The sequence below is a fragment of the Nocardioides sp. ChNu-153 genome, assembly GCF_030466625.1.
GTDB lineage: Bacteria > Actinomycetota > Actinomycetes > Propionibacteriales > Nocardioidaceae > Nocardioides.
On the sequence record NZ_JADEVT010000007.1, the window covers coordinates 138861 to 154820 of the forward strand.

At 75.2% G+C, this 15960-nt stretch carries 18 protein-coding genes; 12 read left to right on the plus strand and 6 right to left on the minus strand.

All coding sequences use genetic code 11. The features are described from left to right. Positions 1 to 20 precede the first annotated feature (20 nt). Genes INN71_RS11220 through ccsB form a run of 5 tightly spaced genes read left to right on the plus strand, consistent with a single transcriptional unit; the run spans position 21 to position 5109 of the window. The gene (locus INN71_RS11220; protein WP_277500121.1) at positions 21 to 722 is read left to right on the plus strand and encodes a histidine phosphatase family protein; all 702 of its coding nucleotides are present in this window, start codon (positions 21 to 23) and stop codon (positions 720 to 722) included. Next, positions 722 to 1405: a TlpA disulfide reductase family protein gene (locus INN71_RS11225; protein ID WP_301800409.1), complete on the plus strand. Its 684-nt coding sequence runs from the start codon at positions 722 to 724 to the stop codon at positions 1403 to 1405. The genes INN71_RS11220 and INN71_RS11225 overlap by 1 nt, the downstream gene beginning before the upstream one ends. Continuing rightward, entirely contained in the window at positions 1398 to 2231 is an 834-nt protein-coding gene (locus tag INN71_RS11230) for a cytochrome c biogenesis CcdA family protein (RefSeq protein WP_301800411.1), read from the plus strand. Before INN71_RS11225 ends, INN71_RS11230 begins: the two co-directional genes overlap by 8 nt. After that, positions 2228 to 4015, plus strand: a complete 1788-nt coding sequence (locus INN71_RS11235; RefSeq protein ID WP_301800413.1) for a cytochrome c biogenesis protein ResB — start codon at positions 2228 to 2230, stop codon at positions 4013 to 4015. The genes INN71_RS11230 and INN71_RS11235 overlap by 4 nt, the downstream gene beginning before the upstream one ends. Next, positions 4012 to 5109: a c-type cytochrome biogenesis protein CcsB gene (ccsB, locus tag INN71_RS11240; protein WP_277500125.1), complete on the plus strand. Its 1098-nt coding sequence runs from the start codon at positions 4012 to 4014 to the stop codon at positions 5107 to 5109. The genes INN71_RS11235 and ccsB overlap by 4 nt, the downstream gene beginning before the upstream one ends. 342 nt (positions 5110 to 5451) lie before the next feature. Here ccsB and INN71_RS11245 read toward each other — a convergent pair whose 3' ends face one another. Next, entirely contained in the window at positions 5452 to 5778 is a 327-nt protein-coding gene (locus INN71_RS11245; protein WP_277500126.1) for a hypothetical protein, read from the minus strand. Positions 5779 to 5864: 86 nt separating this feature from the next. Between INN71_RS11245 and INN71_RS11250 the strand changes: the two genes are divergently transcribed. Continuing rightward, the gene (locus tag INN71_RS11250) at positions 5865 to 6131 is read left to right on the plus strand and encodes a DUF4229 domain-containing protein (RefSeq protein ID WP_277500127.1); all 267 of its coding nucleotides are present in this window, start codon (positions 5865 to 5867) and stop codon (positions 6129 to 6131) included. A gap of 1 nt (position 6132) precedes the next feature. Then, positions 6133 to 7239, plus strand: coding sequence for a PLP-dependent cysteine synthase family protein (locus INN71_RS11255; RefSeq protein WP_277500128.1), 1107 nt, complete (start codon positions 6133 to 6135; stop codon positions 7237 to 7239). A 10-nt stretch (positions 7240 to 7249) separates the two neighbouring features. Here the strand turns inward: INN71_RS11255 and INN71_RS11260 are convergent, their stop codons facing one another. Then, the gene (locus INN71_RS11260) at positions 7250 to 7387 is read right to left on the minus strand and encodes a hypothetical protein (RefSeq protein ID WP_277500129.1); all 138 of its coding nucleotides are present in this window, start codon (positions 7385 to 7387) and stop codon (positions 7250 to 7252) included. Positions 7388 to 7442: 55 nt separating this feature from the next. Then, entirely contained in the window at positions 7443 to 8360 is a 918-nt protein-coding gene (locus tag INN71_RS11265) for a 1,4-dihydroxy-2-naphthoate polyprenyltransferase (protein ID WP_277500131.1), read from the minus strand. 43 nt (positions 8361 to 8403) lie between these two features. Here INN71_RS11265 and INN71_RS11270 point away from each other — a divergent pair, with 43 nt between their 5' ends. The 3 genes from INN71_RS11270 to menD are packed head-to-tail and all read left to right on the plus strand — an operon-like array spanning position 8404 to position 12103. Beyond that, positions 8404 to 9459 (plus strand): AMP-binding protein, encoded by a 1056-nt coding sequence (locus tag INN71_RS11270; protein ID WP_277500132.1) that lies wholly within the window; start codon positions 8404 to 8406, stop codon positions 9457 to 9459. Further along, positions 9456 to 10427 carry an o-succinylbenzoate synthase gene (locus INN71_RS11275; RefSeq protein ID WP_277500133.1) on the plus strand — a complete coding sequence of 324 codons (972 nt, stop codon included), beginning with the start codon at positions 9456 to 9458 and terminating at the stop codon, positions 10425 to 10427. The genes INN71_RS11270 and INN71_RS11275 overlap by 4 nt, the downstream gene beginning before the upstream one ends. Beyond that, entirely contained in the window at positions 10424 to 12103 is a 1680-nt protein-coding gene (gene menD / locus INN71_RS11280) for a 2-succinyl-5-enolpyruvyl-6-hydroxy-3-cyclohexene-1-carboxylic-acid synthase (RefSeq protein WP_277500134.1), read from the plus strand. The genes INN71_RS11275 and menD overlap by 4 nt, the downstream gene beginning before the upstream one ends. 25 nt (positions 12104 to 12128) lie before the next feature. Here the strand turns inward: menD and INN71_RS11285 are convergent, their stop codons facing one another. After that, positions 12129 to 12971 carry a helix-turn-helix domain-containing protein gene (locus INN71_RS11285; protein ID WP_277500135.1) on the minus strand — a complete coding sequence of 281 codons (843 nt, stop codon included), beginning with the start codon at positions 12969 to 12971 and terminating at the stop codon, positions 12129 to 12131. Between the two features lie 136 nt (positions 12972 to 13107). Between INN71_RS11285 and INN71_RS11290 the strand changes: the two genes are divergently transcribed. After that, a complete protein-coding gene (locus tag INN71_RS11290) occupies positions 13108 to 14160 on the plus strand; it encodes an NAD(P)-dependent alcohol dehydrogenase (RefSeq protein WP_277500136.1) in 1053 nt (350 codons plus the stop codon). 16 nt (positions 14161 to 14176) lie between these two features. On the opposite strand, the gene INN71_RS11295 is transcribed toward INN71_RS11290, so the two are convergent. Next, positions 14177 to 14698, minus strand: a complete 522-nt coding sequence (locus INN71_RS11295; RefSeq protein ID WP_277500137.1) for a GNAT family N-acetyltransferase — start codon at positions 14696 to 14698, stop codon at positions 14177 to 14179. Between the two features lie 75 nt (positions 14699 to 14773). Here INN71_RS11295 and INN71_RS11300 point away from each other — a divergent pair, with 75 nt between their 5' ends. Then, positions 14774 to 15697 (plus strand): 2-hydroxyacid dehydrogenase, encoded by a 924-nt coding sequence (locus tag INN71_RS11300; RefSeq protein ID WP_277500138.1) that lies wholly within the window; start codon positions 14774 to 14776, stop codon positions 15695 to 15697. 35 nt (positions 15698 to 15732) lie between these two features. Here the strand turns inward: INN71_RS11300 and INN71_RS11305 are convergent, their stop codons facing one another. Further along, complete coding sequence (locus INN71_RS11305; protein WP_277500139.1) at positions 15733 to 15942, minus strand: hypothetical protein; 210 nt, start codon at positions 15940 to 15942, stop codon at positions 15733 to 15735. Between the last annotated feature and the right edge of the window lie 18 nt (positions 15943 to 15960).

A 15960-nucleotide genomic window follows, 5' to 3' on the forward strand; every position in this document is an offset into this window, starting at 1 on the left:
CCGACCCGACCGAGGACACGATGACCGAGCAGACCGTCGTCCACCTGCTGCGCCACGGCGAGGTGCACAACCCCCAGGGCGTCCTCTACGGACGCCGCGACGGGTTCCACCTCTCGGCCAACGGCCGGGCCATGGCCGACCGGGTCGCCGAGGTCATCGGCGACCGCCCGATCGTGCACCTGCGCTCCTCCCCGCTGGAGCGCGCGCAGGAGACCATCGCGCCGCTCGCCGCCGCCCGCGGGCTCGAGGTGCTCACCGACGCCCGGGTCATCGAGTCGACGAACAAGTTCGAGGGCGAGCGCTTCGCCCAGGGCGACAACGCGCTGCGCGACCCGCGCACGTGGCGGCACCTGTGGAACCCCTTCCGGCCGTCGTGGGGCGAGCCCTACAAGGAGGTCGCCGCGCGCATGCTGGCCGCGGTGCACGACGCCCGCGACGCCGCCGCGGCGGAGCCCGAGGCCGTGCCGGGCCAGGCCAACGAGGCCGTCGTGGTCTCCCACCAGCTGCCGATCTGGACGACCCGGCTGCACGTGGAGAACCGGTCGTTCCTGCACGACCCCCGCAAGCGCCAGTGCACGCTCTGCTCGCTGACGTCGCTGTGGTTCCGCGGCGACGTGCTGACGAAGGTGACCTACTCCGAGCCGGCCGGCGACCTCATCCCCGCCCGCGACAAGGCCGCGCCGTTCTCCGCCGGGGGAGCCCCCGAGGAGCAGCGTCCCTGATGGTCCACCGCACCACCCGGGCCCGGCGGGTCCGGTCGCTCACGGTCGCGCTCGCGACCGCCCTGCTGCTCACCCTGACGGCCTGCGCCGGCGAGTCGGAGAGCACGGGGAACTCGGGCTACATCACCGGCGACGGGCAGATCACCCTCGTCGACCCCGCCGATCGCGGTGAGCCGATCACGCTCGAGGGCGAGGGGCTCGACGGCGAGCCGCTGTCCCTGGCCGCCGAGCGGGGCCGCCCCGTCGTCGTCAACGTGTGGGGCTCGTGGTGCCCGCCGTGCCGCGCCGAGGCGCCCGAGCTCGTCGAGGCCGCCGAGCGGCTCGACGGCACCGCCGCGTTCCTCGGCATCAACAGCCGTGACAGCTCCCCGGCGCAGGCCCAGAGCTTCGAGCGCACCTTCGACGTGCCCTACCCGTCGATCTACTCCTCCGACGGCCGGGCGCTGCTCGCCTTCGCCGACACCATCCCGGCCCGCACCATCCCGGCGACGCTCGTGCTCGACGCCGAGGGCCGCGTCGCGGCCAGCATCGTCGGGCAGGTGACGTCGGCGGGCACGCTCGTCGACATCGTCGAGGACCTCGTCGTCGAGGCCGGGGGCACCCTGCCGACCGAGACGCCGAGCGCCTCGTCCAGCGCCTCGCCGAGCACGTCGTCCACCGCCGCGGGGGCCTCCGGTGGGTGACGCGTTCGCCGAGGCGGCGGGCAGCGGGTCGCTGCTGCTCGCCGTACCGGTCGCCCTGCTGGCCGGCCTCGTCTCCTTCTTCTCGCCCTGCGTGCTGCCGCTCGTGCCGGGCTACCTCTCCTACGCCACGGGCATGTCCGCGGCCGAGGTGGCCACGGCGACGGGCGCGCCCGGGGCGACGGGGGGCGCGGGCGGCGGGGTCGGCGGGGTCGGCGGGGTCGGTACGGCGACCCGCGTCCGCCGCGGCCGCCTCCTGGCCGGGGCGCTTCTGTTCGTCGCGGGCTTCGCGGTCGTCTTCGTGCTCCTCGGCGTGGCCTCCGCGTCGATCGCCACGTGGTTCTTCGAGTGGCAGCGGACGCTGACGATCGCGCTCGGCGCGCTCACCATCGTGCTCGGCCTCGCCTTCGCCGGGTGGCTGCGGCTGCCGTGGCTGCAGCGCGACTACCGGGTGCACGCGGTGCCGAGCGTCGGGCTGGCGGCCGCGCCGCTGCTCGGCTTCCTCTTCGGCCTCGGCTGGACCCCGTGCGTCGGCCCGACGCTCGCGGCCATCACGGCGCTGGCGGCCAACGAGGGCACGGCCGGTCGCGGCGCGCTGCTCTCCGGGGTCTACGCCCTGGGCCTGGGCATCCCGTTCGTGCTGCTCGCCCTCGGCTTCGGCTGGTCGATGCGCGCGGTCGGCTGGCTGCGCCGCCGCCAGCAGCTCGTCATGCGGATCGGCGGCCTGCTGCTCGTCGTCGTGGGCGTGCTGCTCGTGACCGGGTGGTGGGACGTCATCGTGCAGGACCTGCAGCGCTCGCTCATCAGCGGCTACGAGGTGAGCGTGTGAGCACGGAACGCACCGGCCGGACCGGCCCCGCCGACCGTCCCGACTGGCCGGCCACCGAGGGTGACGGCACCGGGGGCGCCGCCGCGGAGGGCCCCGCGACCGACCCCGGGGCGGCGCCCGTCGAGGGCCCCGGCTCGGGCGTGCCCGGGCGCCGGCCCGGCGAGCTGACCTTCCGCGAGACGCTGCGCTGGGGGTGGCGCCAGCTCACCTCCATGCGCACCGCGCTCGTGCTCCTGCTGCTCGTCGCCCTCGCGGCGATCCCCGGCTCGATCGTGCCGCAGGAGGACGTCGACTCGTTCGCCGTCGGCCAGTGGCAGGAGGACCACCCGCGCCTCACCCCGATCTACGAGCGCCTCGGGCTCTTCAGCGTCTACGACTCGCCGTGGTTCGCGGCCATCTACCTGCTGCTGATGATCAGCCTCGTCGGCTGCATCCTGCCGCGCCTGCGGGTCTACGCGCGGGCCGTGCGGGCGAAGCCCCCGCGGGCGCCGCGCAACCTGACCCGCCTGCCGGACCACACGTCGTACCGGACGCAGGAGAGCCCCGCCGACGCGGCAGCCGCCGTGGCGGCGGTGCTCCGGAAGCGGCGCTACCGCGTCGTCGAGGAGCCCGAGCCCGACGCCGCCGGGGACGTCGTGGTGCGCGCCGAGCGTGGCTACCTGCGCGAGGCCGGCAACCTCGTCTTCCACCTGTCGGTGCTCGTCGTGCTCGCCGGGTTCGCGATGGGCAGCCTGCTGGGTTACCAGGGCGGCGTCATCACGCTGGTGGGCAACGGCTTCGCCAACAACGTGACGCAGTACGACGACCTCGACTCCGGCAGCCTGTGGTCGCCGGACGACCTGGAGCCGTTCGCGTACACGATCGAGGACTTCGACATCGACTGGTACCGCTCCGGGCCGGCGTTCGGGCAGGCGCGGGCGTTCAGCGCCCAGCTGAGCTACACCGAGGACGTCACCGAGGGGACGCCGGAGAAGACCTACGACCTGCGGGTCAACCACCCGCTGACCATCGGCGACACCGACCTGTTCCTCATCGGCCACGGGTACGCGCCCGTCATCACGGTGCGCGACGCCGAGGGCGAGGTGGCCTACTCGGGCCCCACGATCTTCCTGCCGACCGACCTCACGTTCGCCTCGTTCGGCGTCGTCAAGGTGCCGGACGGGCTCGACACGCAGGTCGGCCTCGAGGGCGAGTTCTACCCGTACTACGGCTTCGACATGGAGACGGGGCCCTACTCGGTGTTCGGCGAGGCGAGCAACCCGCGCATGTCGCTCATCATGTACACCGGCGACCTGGGCATGGACTCCGGCGCCCCGCAGTCGGTCTACGCGCTGCAGCGCGACGGGCTCGAGCCCGAGCTCGACGCCGACGGCGTGCCCGTGCGGTTCGACCTCGCGGTGGGCGACGTCGCGGAGCTGCCGGACGGGCTGGGCACGGTGGAGTTCGAGGGCCTCGAGCGCTGGAACCGCATCCAGATCAGCCAGACCCCGGGCAAGCTCGTCGCTCTCGGCGGCGTCGTGGCCGCGCTCGTGGGGCTCCTCGGCTCGCTGTTCATCCGCCCCCGCCGCGTGTGGGTGCGGGTGCGCCCGGCGCCCGTGGGTGGTTGGGGCGACGTGGGCGGTGACGAGGACGACCAGGACGCCGAGGGCGGTCCGACGCTCGTCGTGGTCGGCGTGCTGGACCGCTCCACCGGGGCCGGTGGTGGCGACGAGGAGCTGCAAGGCATCCTGGAGGACGTGCGTGGACCCCGGGTGCGCGCCGAGCGGAGCGAGGAGACGGCGTGAGCAACGAGGCGTGGGAGACGCTGAGCAACCAGGCGGTCGCGATCAGCGGCATCGTCTACTTCCTGGGCTTCATCGCCCACCTGTGGCAGTGGGCGTCCCTGCGGAAGGTGCCGGTGAGCCGCGTCGAGCGGGTCGCCGTCGGCGCGGGCGCCCGGTCGGGCGGCGTGTCCGCCGGCCGGCCCGCGGGTCGTCGCAGCGGCGCCACCGAGGAGGCGTGGAGCGAGGACGAGGTCGCCGCGACTGCCGGTGAGGGCGCTCGACGCCGCGTGGCCATGGGCGAGCGGCTCGGCATCATCCTCACGATGATCGCCACCGCGGTGCACTTCGTGGCGCTCGTCGGGCGCGGCATGGCCGCCGACCCCAACCGGGTGCCCTGGGGCAACATGTACGAGTTCACGCTCGCCGGCACCTTCTTCGTCTCGCTGACCTACCTGGTGCTGCTGCGTCGCTTCCACCTCGCGTGGCTCGGCCCGATCGTCGCCGGCTTCGTCGTGACGCTGCTGATGATCGACGTCATCTGGCTGCACGAGGAGGTCGCCCCGCTGACGGAGGCGCTGAACTCCTACTGGCTCGTCATCCACGTCGTCTCGGCCGTCATCGCGACCGCGGCGTTCACCCTCGGCGGCTTCACCTCGGTGCTCTACCTGCTCAAGGAGCGGGCCGAGCGCAAGGAGCTGGCGGGTGCGGGAGTGGGCGCCGGTACGGCGGGGGACACCGCCGCGGTGGGCGCAGCCGGCGAGACTGCCGCGCCGGCCGTGCGCGGCTACCTGGCCCGCGTCCCCGACCTCGTCGGGCTCGACCGCCTGACCTACCGCCTGCACGCCTTCGCGTTCCCCGTGTGGACCTTCGCGGTGCTCATCACCGGCCCCATCTGGGCGCACGAGGCGTGGAGCCGCTATTGGAACTGGGACCCCAAGGAGGTGTGGGCGTTCATCACCTGGGTCGTCTACGCGGCCTACCTCCACGCCCGCGCGACCGCCGGCTTCAAGGGCCGCAACGCCGCGATCCTGGCCCTCATCGGCCTCGCGACGCTGTGGTTCAACTTCATCGGCATCAACTTCTTCTCGTCGTCGAGCATGCACAGCTACGCCTGACGCGGCGGGCGCTCCGCCGTACGACCATCGAGCGGCGGGTTCCCCGGTGCACCGGGGAACCCGCCACTTCACATGTGAACCTTTCACCCGGAAGTGGCGGGTTGCGGCGTCAAGTGTCTCGTCGAGGGCGTTCCGGCCGGGTACGGCGGCGTACCGGCTGCGGGCCGCCAGGGCGCCGGGGCGCGGCGCCTGTGCGGAGATCCGCTGCTCGATGTCTGCTCAGCAGACCTCCGCGCGAGCCGCACGGTCGGTCGCAGGGCGCAGCTAGCGACGACTCGGCGCGCTCGGGGGCGCGCCTGGCGCCGACTGACTCGGCGCGCTCCGGGGCCGGCTACAGACGACTCAGCGGGCGGGAGCGTCCGGCGCGGGGGGCTCGTCGCCCGGGTCGCGGGGCTCGCCCGGCTCCAGCGGGTCGGCGGGGCCCAGGTCGAGCGGGTCGACCGGGTCGCCGGCGTTCGGGGCGGTGCCCGGGGGTGTGCCGGGCGGGGTGCCGGGCCGGCGGACGCGCTTGTTGAGGCCCCAGATGAAGTCGGGGTCGTCGTCCGGGCCGACGGGGCCACGGGGGACGGGGTTCGAGTCCCCGCCCGCGGCGCGGCGCTTGTCGAGCAGCCTCAGGGCGAAGTAGATGCAGGCCACGACCACGAGGACGACCAGCACGAACTTCAGCACCCCGCCAGCCTATCGACCGGGCCAACCGCACCGGTCCGACCGCACCGGGCGCCATCGGCGGGCACGCCGGTCGCTACCCTGGCGCGGTGAAGGAGTTCGTGGTCTACACCCTCATGCGCCTGGCGCTGCTCGTCGTCGCGTACGGCGTGGTGCTCGGCGTCTGGACGCTGCTGACGGACCAGGAGGGGCTGATCCAGCTCGAGCCGCTCATCCTCGCGTTCCTCATCTCAGGCATCGCCTCCTACGTCGTGCTCGACCGTCCGCGCGAGGCCTTCGCACGGCGCATCGACGCCCGCGCGCAGCGGATCTCGGAGAACTACGAGAGGGCCCGCGGGCGCGAGGACGAGGACTGAGGTGCCGGACGGCCCCCTCGTCTCGCGGGAGCGCCCGGGGCACCGCGCGTGGCTGCGCGCCGCGATCCGCAAGGTCGAGGCCGACGCCAACCGGTCCGCGGACACGCACCTCCACCGCTTCCCGCTGCCGGAGCACTGGGACGTCGACCTCTACCTGAAGGACGAGTCCGTCCACCCGACCGGCTCGCTCAAGCACCGGCTGGCCCGCTCGTTGTTCCTCTACGCCCTGGTCAACGGCTGGGTGCGGGAGGGCACGACGGTCATCGAGGCGTCGTCGGGCTCGACCGCGGTGTCGGAGGCGTTCTTCGCCCGCATGCTCGGGCTGCCGTTCGTCGCCGTGATGCCGCGCAGCACGTCACCGGAGAAGGTCGCGCTCATCGAGTTCCACGGGGGCCGCTGCCACTTCGTCGACAAGCCGGGCGCGGTGTACCACGAGGCGCGCCGCCTCGCCGCCGAGTGCGGCGGGCACTACATGGACCAGTTCACCTACGCCGAGCGCGCCACCGATTGGCGCGGCAACAACAACATCGCCGACTCGATCTTCGAGCAGATGGCCCTGGAGCGGCACCCGGTGCCGGCCTGGGTCGTCGTCGGCGCCGGCACGGGCGGCACGTCGGCGACCATCGGGCGCTACGTGCGCTACCGCTGCCACGACACCCGGGTGCTCGTCACCGACCCGGAGGGCTCGGCGTTCCTCGACGGCTACGCCACGGGCGACCCGACGCACACCGTGCCGACCTCCTCGCGCATCGAGGGCATCGGCCGTCCCCGCGTCGAGCCGTCGTTCGTCCCCGGCGTCGTCGACGCGATGACCCGCGTCCCCGACGCGGCCTCGGTCGCCGCCGCGCGCTGGTGCAGCCGCATCACGGGCCGTTCCGCGGGCGGCTCGACCGGTACGGCGCTGTGGGGCGCCCTGCGGGTCGTCGCGCGGATGCGCGCCGCGGGCGAGGCGGGCTCGGTGGTGACGCTGCTGTGCGACGGCGGCGAGCGCTACGCGCACACCTACTACGACGACGCGTGGGTCGCGGCGCAGGGGCTCGACGTCGCGGCGCACGAGGAGACGCTCGTGCGCTTCCTGCAGGACGGCACCTGGGCCGAGCCGGCCTGAGCCATGGGGTTCAGGGGCGGCGGCGCCGCTCGAGGTGCCCCCGCACGCGGGTCTCGGACTGGCCGAGCACCCGCGCCAGCAGCTTCACGCGGTAGACGTAGGCGAGGACGCCACCGACGACGAGCAGGCAGAAGATCGCGAACCACATGCGGTGAGCCTATGCCGGGCCACCGCCTCGCAGGGCGTGCCGAGCGGTGGGGCGATCAGGCGCCGATCCAGAAGCCGGCGAGGAGGCCGATGCCGGCGAGCAGCTCGGCCACGCCGGAGCGGGCCAGCACGGGGATGAGCTCCGGGCCGCGGGCGCCGCGCATGACGATGCCGGCCGCGGCGGCGGCGGGCACGACGTACACGAGCGAGAGCAGCACCCAGGGCGTGGTGAGCAGGGCGATCGCCACGAAGTCGGCGCCGGCGCCCGCCACGAGGAGCACGTAGAACCACCGGGTGCGCTGCTCGCCGAGACGCACGGCGAGGGTCCTCTTGCCGGCGACGGTGTCGGTGGGCACGTCGCGCAGGTTGTTGGCCACCAGGATCGCGCAGGCCAGCGCGCCGATGCCGCCGCCGGCGTACAGGCTCGGCAGCAGGGTGTCGGCGGTGAAGGCGCCGACCTGCACGTACGTCGTACCCACCGTCGCGACGAGGCCGAAGAACACGAACACCATGACCTCGCCCAGGCCGAGGTAGCCGTACGGCTTCTCGCCGCCGGTGTAGAACCACGCGGCCAGCACGCAGACGATGCCGACGAGCACGATCCACCACGCGGTGGTCGCGGCGAGCACGAGGCCCGCGACACCGGCCACCCCGAAGGCGGCGAACGCCGCGGTCTTCACGGCCCGCGGCGACGCGAGGCCCGAGCCGACGAGGCGCAGCGGCCCGACGCGGTCGTCGTCGGTGCCGCGGATGCCGTCGGAGTAGTCGTTCGCGTAGTTCACGCCCACCTGGAGGGCCAGCGCGACGACGCCCGCGAGCAGGGCCTTCCAGGCCACGGCCTCGTCGCCGTAGATCGCCACACCGGTGCCCGCCAGCACCGGCGCGATCGCCGCCGGCAGGGTGCGCGGGCGCGCGCCGGCCACCCAGTGGGCGAGGGTGGGGGAGGACGCGGGGGCGGGCGACGCGGACGGCATGGTCACCGATTCAAGCACCGCGGGCCGCCAGTAGCCTGCCGGGGTGTCCTCCCTGCGCCCCGTCGCCGGCCCGCCGGCCTCCGTCGTCGAGGCCCTCGCCGCCTGGCTGGAGGCCCCCGCGGAGCCCGAGCCGTTGATCGTCGAGACCTCCGGCTCCACCGGTAGCCCCAAGCGCGTCGTGCTGTCGCGCCGGGCCGTGCGCGCCTCCGGCGAGGCGACGGCTGCGGTGCTCGGGGCCCGGGGGCAGTGGCTGCTCGCCCTCCCCGCCACGTACGTCGCCGGCGTGCAGGTCGTCGCCCGCTCCCTGGCCGCCGGCCACCGACCCGTGCTGCTCGACGACCACCCCGGGTTCGCCGCCGCGGCGGCGGCCATGACGCCCGGCGTGCCGCACCTCGTCTCGCTCGTGCCCACCCAGCTGTTCCGGCTGCTCGACGACCCGGAGGCGACGGCGGCGCTGCGCGGGTTCCACACCGTCCTCCTCGGCGGCGGACCGATCGACCCCGAGCTGCGCGAGCGGGCGGCCGCCGCCGGCGTGCGGGTCGTCGCGACCTACGGCTCCGCCGAGACCGCGGGCGGCTGCGTGTACGACGGGTGGCCGCTGCCCGGCGTACGCCTGCGGCTCGAGGACGACGGCCGCCTCGCCGTCGCCGGGCCCACCCTCTTCGACGGGTACGACGGCGACCCCGCCCTCACCGCCGAGGTGCTGGTCGACGGGTGGTTCCGCACCTCCGACGCCGGGCGCCTCACCCCCGACGGCCGCCTCGAGCTGCTCGGCCGCGTCGACGACCTCGTGGTCTCCGGCGGCGTCAACGTGCCCACGCCCGTGGTCGCCCGCCGGCTGCGGGAGCACCCCGACGTCGCGGCGGCCGAGGTGCTCGGCGTCGAGGACCCCGAGTGGGGGCAGCGCGTCGTGGCCTGGGTGGTGCCGGCCGCCTCGTCGGGGGCTCCCGCGTCCGACCTCGACGCCCTGCGCGACTGGGTCGCCGCCGCGCACCCGCGCGCCTGGGCGCCGCGGCAGCTCGTGGTGATCGACGCCGTCCCCCTGCTGCCCAACGGCAAGACCGACCGGCTGGCGCTGCGGGGGATGGTGGAAGGATGAGGCTGCACGTCGTCGCGCTCGGTCTGCGCACCCGCTTCCGGGGAATCACCAGGCGCGAGGTCGCGCTCGTCGAGACCGAGGGGCCCGACGGGTCGAGCCGGTGGGGCGAGTGGTCGCCCTTCCTCGAGTACGACGCCCCCACCGCCGCGCCCTGGCTCACCTGCGCCGAGGAGGCCGCGGCCGGGGGGTGGCCCGCGGCGGTGCGGGACGCCGTACCCGTCAACGTGACGGTGCCCGCCACCGACCCGGAGACCGCGCACCGCATCGTGCGGTCCGGCGGCTGCACCACCGCCAAGGTCAAGGTGGCCGAGCGCGGCCAGACCCTCGCCGACGACGTGGCGCGCCTCGAGGCGGTGCGCGACGCCCTCGGCCCGGCGGGCCACGTGCGCGTCGACGCCAACGGTGGCTGGTCGCTCGACGAGGCCGTGCGCGCCGTCGGGGTGCTCGACCGGGCGGTCGGGGGGCTGGAGTACGTCGAGCAGCCGTGCGCGAGCGTGGAGGAGCTGGCGGCGCTCCGCCGCCGCGTCGACGTGCCGGTCGCCGCCGACGAGTCCATCCGCCGGGCCGCGGACCCCTACCGGGTCCGCGACCTCGAGGCGGCCGACATCGCCGTGCTCAAGGTGCAGCCCCTCGGCGGCGTCGCCGCCTGCCTGCGCATCGCCGAGGACATCGGGCTGCCCGTCGTCGTCTCGTCGGCGCTGGAGTCGTCGGTCGGCATCGCCGCCGGTGTCGCGCTCGCCGCCGCCCTGCCCGAGCTGCCGCACGCGTGCGGGCTGGCCACCGTGCAGCTGTTCACCGAGGACGTCGTGGCCGACCCGCTGCTGCCGGTCGACGGGATGCTGCCGGTGCGCTCCGTCGTACCGGACCCGGGGCTGCTGGAGCGCCACGCTGCGGCCCCCGACCGGCTGGCGTGGTGGGCTGACCGGCTCGCGGCCGTCGGCGCCGTGCGGCAGGATCGCCGCTCGTGACCGCGACCGTCGAGGGGCCCGAGCCCACCCCGGAGCCCCCGGCCGTGCTGCTCGCCCGCGCGGTCGTGGCCGCGCTGGTGCGCGCGGGGGTGCGGGAGGTCGTGCTGTCGCCCGGGTCGCGCAACGCCCCGCTGGCCTTCGCGGCGTACGACGCGGCCGCCGCGGGTGCGCTGCGCCTGCACACGCGCGTCGACGAGCGGACCGCCGGGTTCCTCGCCCTCGGGCTGACGCGGGGCGGGTCGCGGGCGGCCGTCGTGTGCACGTCGGGCACCGCCGCCGCCAACCTCCACCCGGCGGTGCTCGAGGCCGCCCACAGCGCCGTGCCCCTCGTCGTGGTGACGGCCGACCGCCCCGCGTCGCTGCGCGGCACGGGGGCGAGCCAGACCACCGACCAGGTGCGGCTCTTCGGCGACGCCGCCGCCTTCGGTGACCTCGTCGCGCCGGACGAGGTCGACGAGACGTTGCTCGCCCTCGCCGGCCCCGTGCAGCTGAACGTGCAGCTCTCCGGCGTGCTCGTGCCGAGCGCACCCTGGCCCGCCGCCGACGTGCCGGCGCCGCTGCCGCGGGAGACGGGTCGCTCGCGCCTCGGGTCGGCGTACCGCCGCGCGGTCGAGGACGGCTCGGCGCACGTGCTGCCCGCCGGCCCGCGCACCGTGGTCGTCGCCGGCGACGACGCCGGCCCGCCGGCGCGCATCCTCGCCGAGACCGCCGGCTGGCCGCTCCTGGCCGAGCCCAGCTCGGGGGCGCGGACGGGGCCGAACGCGCTGCGCGGCTACCGCCTGCTGCTCGACGGACCGCTCGGCGCCCGCGTCGAGCGCGTCGTCGTCGCCGGTCACCCCACGCTGTCCCGGCCGGTGACCCGGCTGCTCGAGCGCGCCGACGTCGAGGTCGTCTCCTGGCGCCACGCCGGGCGCTGGACGCGCCGACCGTTCCACGTGGCCGCCGAGCACGACGCGGTCGCCGCGCCCGCGCCGGACGGCGACGGGCCCGACCGCACCTGGCTGCGGGAGTGGCAGACCGCCGACCGCGCCGTCTCCCGGCGCCTCGACGCAGCGGTGGCCGCCGAGCCGGAGCTCACGCCGTACGAGGTCGCGGCTGCGGTCGCGCGCGCCCTGCCGGCCGGCGGGCTGCTCGTCGTCGGCGCCTCCAGCCCGATCCGCGACCTCGACGTCATGGCGACGCCGCCCCCGGCGGGCGAGCGGCGGCTCGTGCTCGCGAACCGCGGGCTGGCCGGCATCGACGGCACCGTGTCGACGGCGATCGGGGCGGCGCTGGGCCGGGACGGCTCGTCGCGCGCCCTCGCCCTGCTCGGCGACGTGACGTTCCTCCACGACGCGGGCGGCCTCGTGCTCGGCCCCCGGGAGGAGCGCCCCGACCTCACCCTCGTCGTCGTCAACGACGACGGCGGCTCGATCTTCACCATGCTGGAGCAGGGCGCCGAGCGACACGCCGACGCGTTCGACACCCTCTTCGGCACGCCCCACGGCACCGACCTGGCGGCGCTGTGCGCCGCGACGCGCACGCCGCACTGGCGGGTGGAGTCGCTGCCCGAGCTGGAGCACGCGCTCGCCTCCCCGGCGGGCGGGATCGAGGTCGTCGAGGTGCGGGTACGGCGCGACAACCGCCGCGCGCTCGACCTGCGGCTGCGCGGCCTGGCGGCCGAGCCGACGGAGTGATCCGGCTGGTGGAGCCGGCCCGCGCTCAGCCCTGCCAGGCGCCGATGAGGCGCAGCGCGTCGGCGGCGGGCGAGCCCGGCTCGGCCGTGTAGACCTTCAGCTTCTGGCCGGCGGCGCCGGGCACGTCGAGGGCCTCCCAGGTCAGGTCGAGCTCGCCGACCAGCGGGTGGCGCAGTCGCTTGGTGCCCCACGTGCAGTCGTGGACGCGGTGCTCGGCCCAGAGCCCGGCGAACTCCGGGCTGCGCACGCTCAGCTCGCCGACCAGCTCGTGCAGCGCCCGGTCGTCCGGGTGCAGGCCGGCGTCGGCGCGCAGCACCGCAGCGGTCGTCGCCGCGGACTCCTCCCAGTCGACGTAGCGCTCCCGCGCGACGGGGTCGAGGAACGTGAAGCGGGCCAGGTTGCGCTCGCGGAACGGCAGCGCCTCGGCGTCGAAGAAGACCTTGCGGGCCAGGTCGTTCATCGCGAGCACCTGCAGGCCGACGCCGTGCACGAAGGCGGGGCTGTCGGTCATCGCCGCCATCATCTTGTGCACGCCGGGGCGCACGCGCTGCGGCGGCGAGACGGTCTCCGTCGACACGGCGGGTGCGTCACCGGCCAGGGCGAAGAAGTAGGCCTGCTCCGCCGGGTCGAGGCGCAGCGCCCGCGCCACGCCCGTCAGCACGACCGAGGAGGGTGCGCCGGCGCGGCCCTGCTCGAGGCGGGTGTAGTAGTCGACGCTGACGCCCGCGATCCGGGCGACCTCCTCGCGGCGCAGCCCCTTGACCCGGCGGGTGCGGGTGAGCGTGTCGTCGCCGAGCGCGGACGCCGCGTCGGGGCGCACGCGCGCCCGGGCGGCGCGGAGGAAGTCGCGGAGCTCGGCCTGCGTCATGCGCCCATGCTGCCAGCGCGCGCGGTGTGCCCGGGGGTCGAGGGTGGTCCTGCCAGGGCCAGGCTCGCGGTCGGTGGGCCCGCCCGGCGACGGTTCACTGGAGGAGTCCCCCGATCCGACCCCGCAGGAGAGACACGTGCCGCAGACCGTCGACGCCCTCGTCACCACCGCCGCTCGCCAGCCCTTCGAGCGCTCCACCATCGAGCGCCGCGACCCCCGCCCGCACGACGTCGTCATCGACGTCGCCTACGCCGGCATCTGCCACTCCGACATCCACACCGCCCGCGAGGAGTGGGGCCCGGCGATCTTCCCGCTCGTGCCCGGTCACGAGATCGCCGGCACCGTCAGCGCCGTCGGCGAGGCGGTCACCCGGTACGCCGTCGGCGACCGCGTCGGCGTCGGCTGCTTCGTCGACTCCTGCCGCGAGTGCGAGAACTGCCGGGCGGGCGAGGAGCAGTACTGCCTGCGCGGCGAGGTCGGCACCTACAACGCCCGCGAGTACGCCGACGGCGCCCCCACGCACGGTGGCTACTCCCGCTCGATCGTCGTCGACGAGAACTACGTGCTCGGCATCCCCGAGGGCATCGGCCTGGACGTCGCCGCCCCGCTGCTGTGCGCCGGCATCACCCTCTACTCGCCGCTGCGCCACTGGGGCGCGGGCCCCGGCAAGAAGGTCGCGATCGTCGGCATGGGCGGCCTGGGCCACATGGGCGTGAAGATCGCCCACGCCCTCGGCGCGGAGGTCACGGTGCTCTCGCAGAGCCTGGCCAAGAAGGCCGACGGCGAGCGCCTGGGCGCGGACCACTACTTCGCGACCTCCGACCCCGCCACCTTCACCGAGCTCGCCGGCCGCTTCGACCTGATCATCAACACGGTGGCGGCCAACCTGCCGGTCGACGACTACCTCGCGCTGCTGCGCGTCGACGGCACGATGGTCAACGTGGGCGCCCCCGAGAGCCCCGACACCTACCGGGCGTTCTCGCTCATCATGGGGCGCCGCAGCCTGGCCGGGTCGAAGATCGGCGGCATCCACGAGACCCAGGAGATGCTCGACTTCTGCGCCGAGCACGGCCTCGGCGCCGAGATCGAGACGATCGGCGTCGACGACGTGAACGACGCCTGGGACCGCGTGGTGGCCAGCGACGTCCGCTACCGCTTCGTCATCGACATCGCGTCGTTCGACTCCTGAGCGGTCGCGGTACCGCTCAGGCGACCGGCTGCTCGTCCCGACGCCGCACCAGCCGCACCTCGAGGGCGTCGATGCTCGCGTCGTGCGTGCTGGTGCCGTCGGGGACGAAGCCGTGGCGGGCGTAGAACCGGTGCGCCCGCGGGTTGTCGGCCAGCACCCACAGGCAGGCCGGCTCGTCGCCCAGCGCCGCCGCGAGCAGGGCGTCCGCGACGCCCGTGCCCCAGGCGTCCCGGCGCACGTAGATCGCGCCCAGCTCCCGCGCGGTCGGGGCGTCGTCGTCACGGGCCGGCCCGGCCACGGCGAACCCCAGCAGCGCCTCGGTGGCCGCGTCCCGCCGTACCGCGAGGTGGACGCCCTGCTCGACCAGCCGCTCCCACAGCGCGACCCGCTGCGGGTGACGGGCGAGCACCCGGTCGAGGTGCTCGTCGGCGATCAGGCCCCGGTAGCCCTCCTCCCAGCAGGTCGCGTGGAGGCGGGCGCCGGCCTCGGCGTCGGCGGGGGTGGCGCGGCGCAGGCGCACGTCGGCGGGGAGGGTCACGGGTCCATCCCACCGTGGCCGCGCCGGTGCCCGCCACCCGTTTCCCGGCCGGTCCCGTCCGCCTAGGGTGGCCGCATGGCGAGTGTGTGGATGGACTTCGACCGCTCCGAGGTGGAGGAGGTCGTCGGCCCGCTGCCGGACGGCCTGACCTACGCCCGCTTCGACGGCGAGCACGAGCCGGACGGGATCGACGAGGTCGAGTTCTACGTGCCGCCCTACTTCGGGAAGGCCGACCCCGCGATCGTCACCCGCATGCCGGCGCTGCGTGTCGTGCAGGCCCCGAGCGCGGGCGTCGACCACCTGCTGGGCGTCGTGCCCGAGGGCGTCGCCCTGTGCCGCGCCGCGGGCGTCCACGACCCCGGTACGGCGGAGCTCGCCGTCGCTCTCCTCCTGGCCGCCCAGCGCGACCTGCCGCGGTGGTTCGCCCAGCAGCAGCGGGGCGAGTGGAGCCAGGCCAACGACGGCCCGTCGGTGGCGGACCGCCGGGTGCTGATCGTCGGCTACGGCTCGATCGGGGAGGCGATCCACCGCCGGCTCGAGGGGTTCGAGTGCGAGGTCGTGCCGGTCGCGACAAAGGCGCGCACGGGCCCGCACGGGCCGGTGCACGGGGTGGACGAGCTGCCGACGCTGCTGCCCACGGCGGACGTCGTCATCGTCGTGACGCCGCTGACGGACGCCACCCGCGGGCTCGTCGACGCGGACTTCCTGGCGGCGCTGCCCGACGGCGCGCTGCTGGTGAACGTGGGGCGCGGCAAGGTCGTGGACACCGAGGCGCTCCTGGCGGAGCTGTCCACGGGGCGCCTGCGGGCGGCGCTCGACGTGGTCGACCCCGAGCCGCTGCCGGCCGACCACCCGCTGTGGTCCGCGCCGGGCACGATCATCACGCCGCACGTGGCGGGCGGGACCACCGCCATGCGCCCGCGGCTGTTCGCGATCATCGCGGAGAACCTGCGCCGCCACGTCGCCGGCGAGGAGCCGCTGCACGCCGTCGCTCGCTGAGGTTTCCCCGCTCGAGCGGGGAAACCGCGCCGAGGTCAGACCAGGTGCGGGTCGTCGACGGGGAAGCCGCTCAGCTGCCCGGCGATCGACGTGCCCAGGTGCGCGTGCTCGTCCGGCGGCACCGGGGCCTGGGCGTCCGGGTCGTACTCGTCGAGCGAGGGCAGCCCGGGCACGTCGTGCGGGGGGCCGTCCTCCGCCGCGACAGCCGAGAAATCCACCTGCAGTTCACCGTGCGTTTGCTTCATGGACCCACGGTACCCACC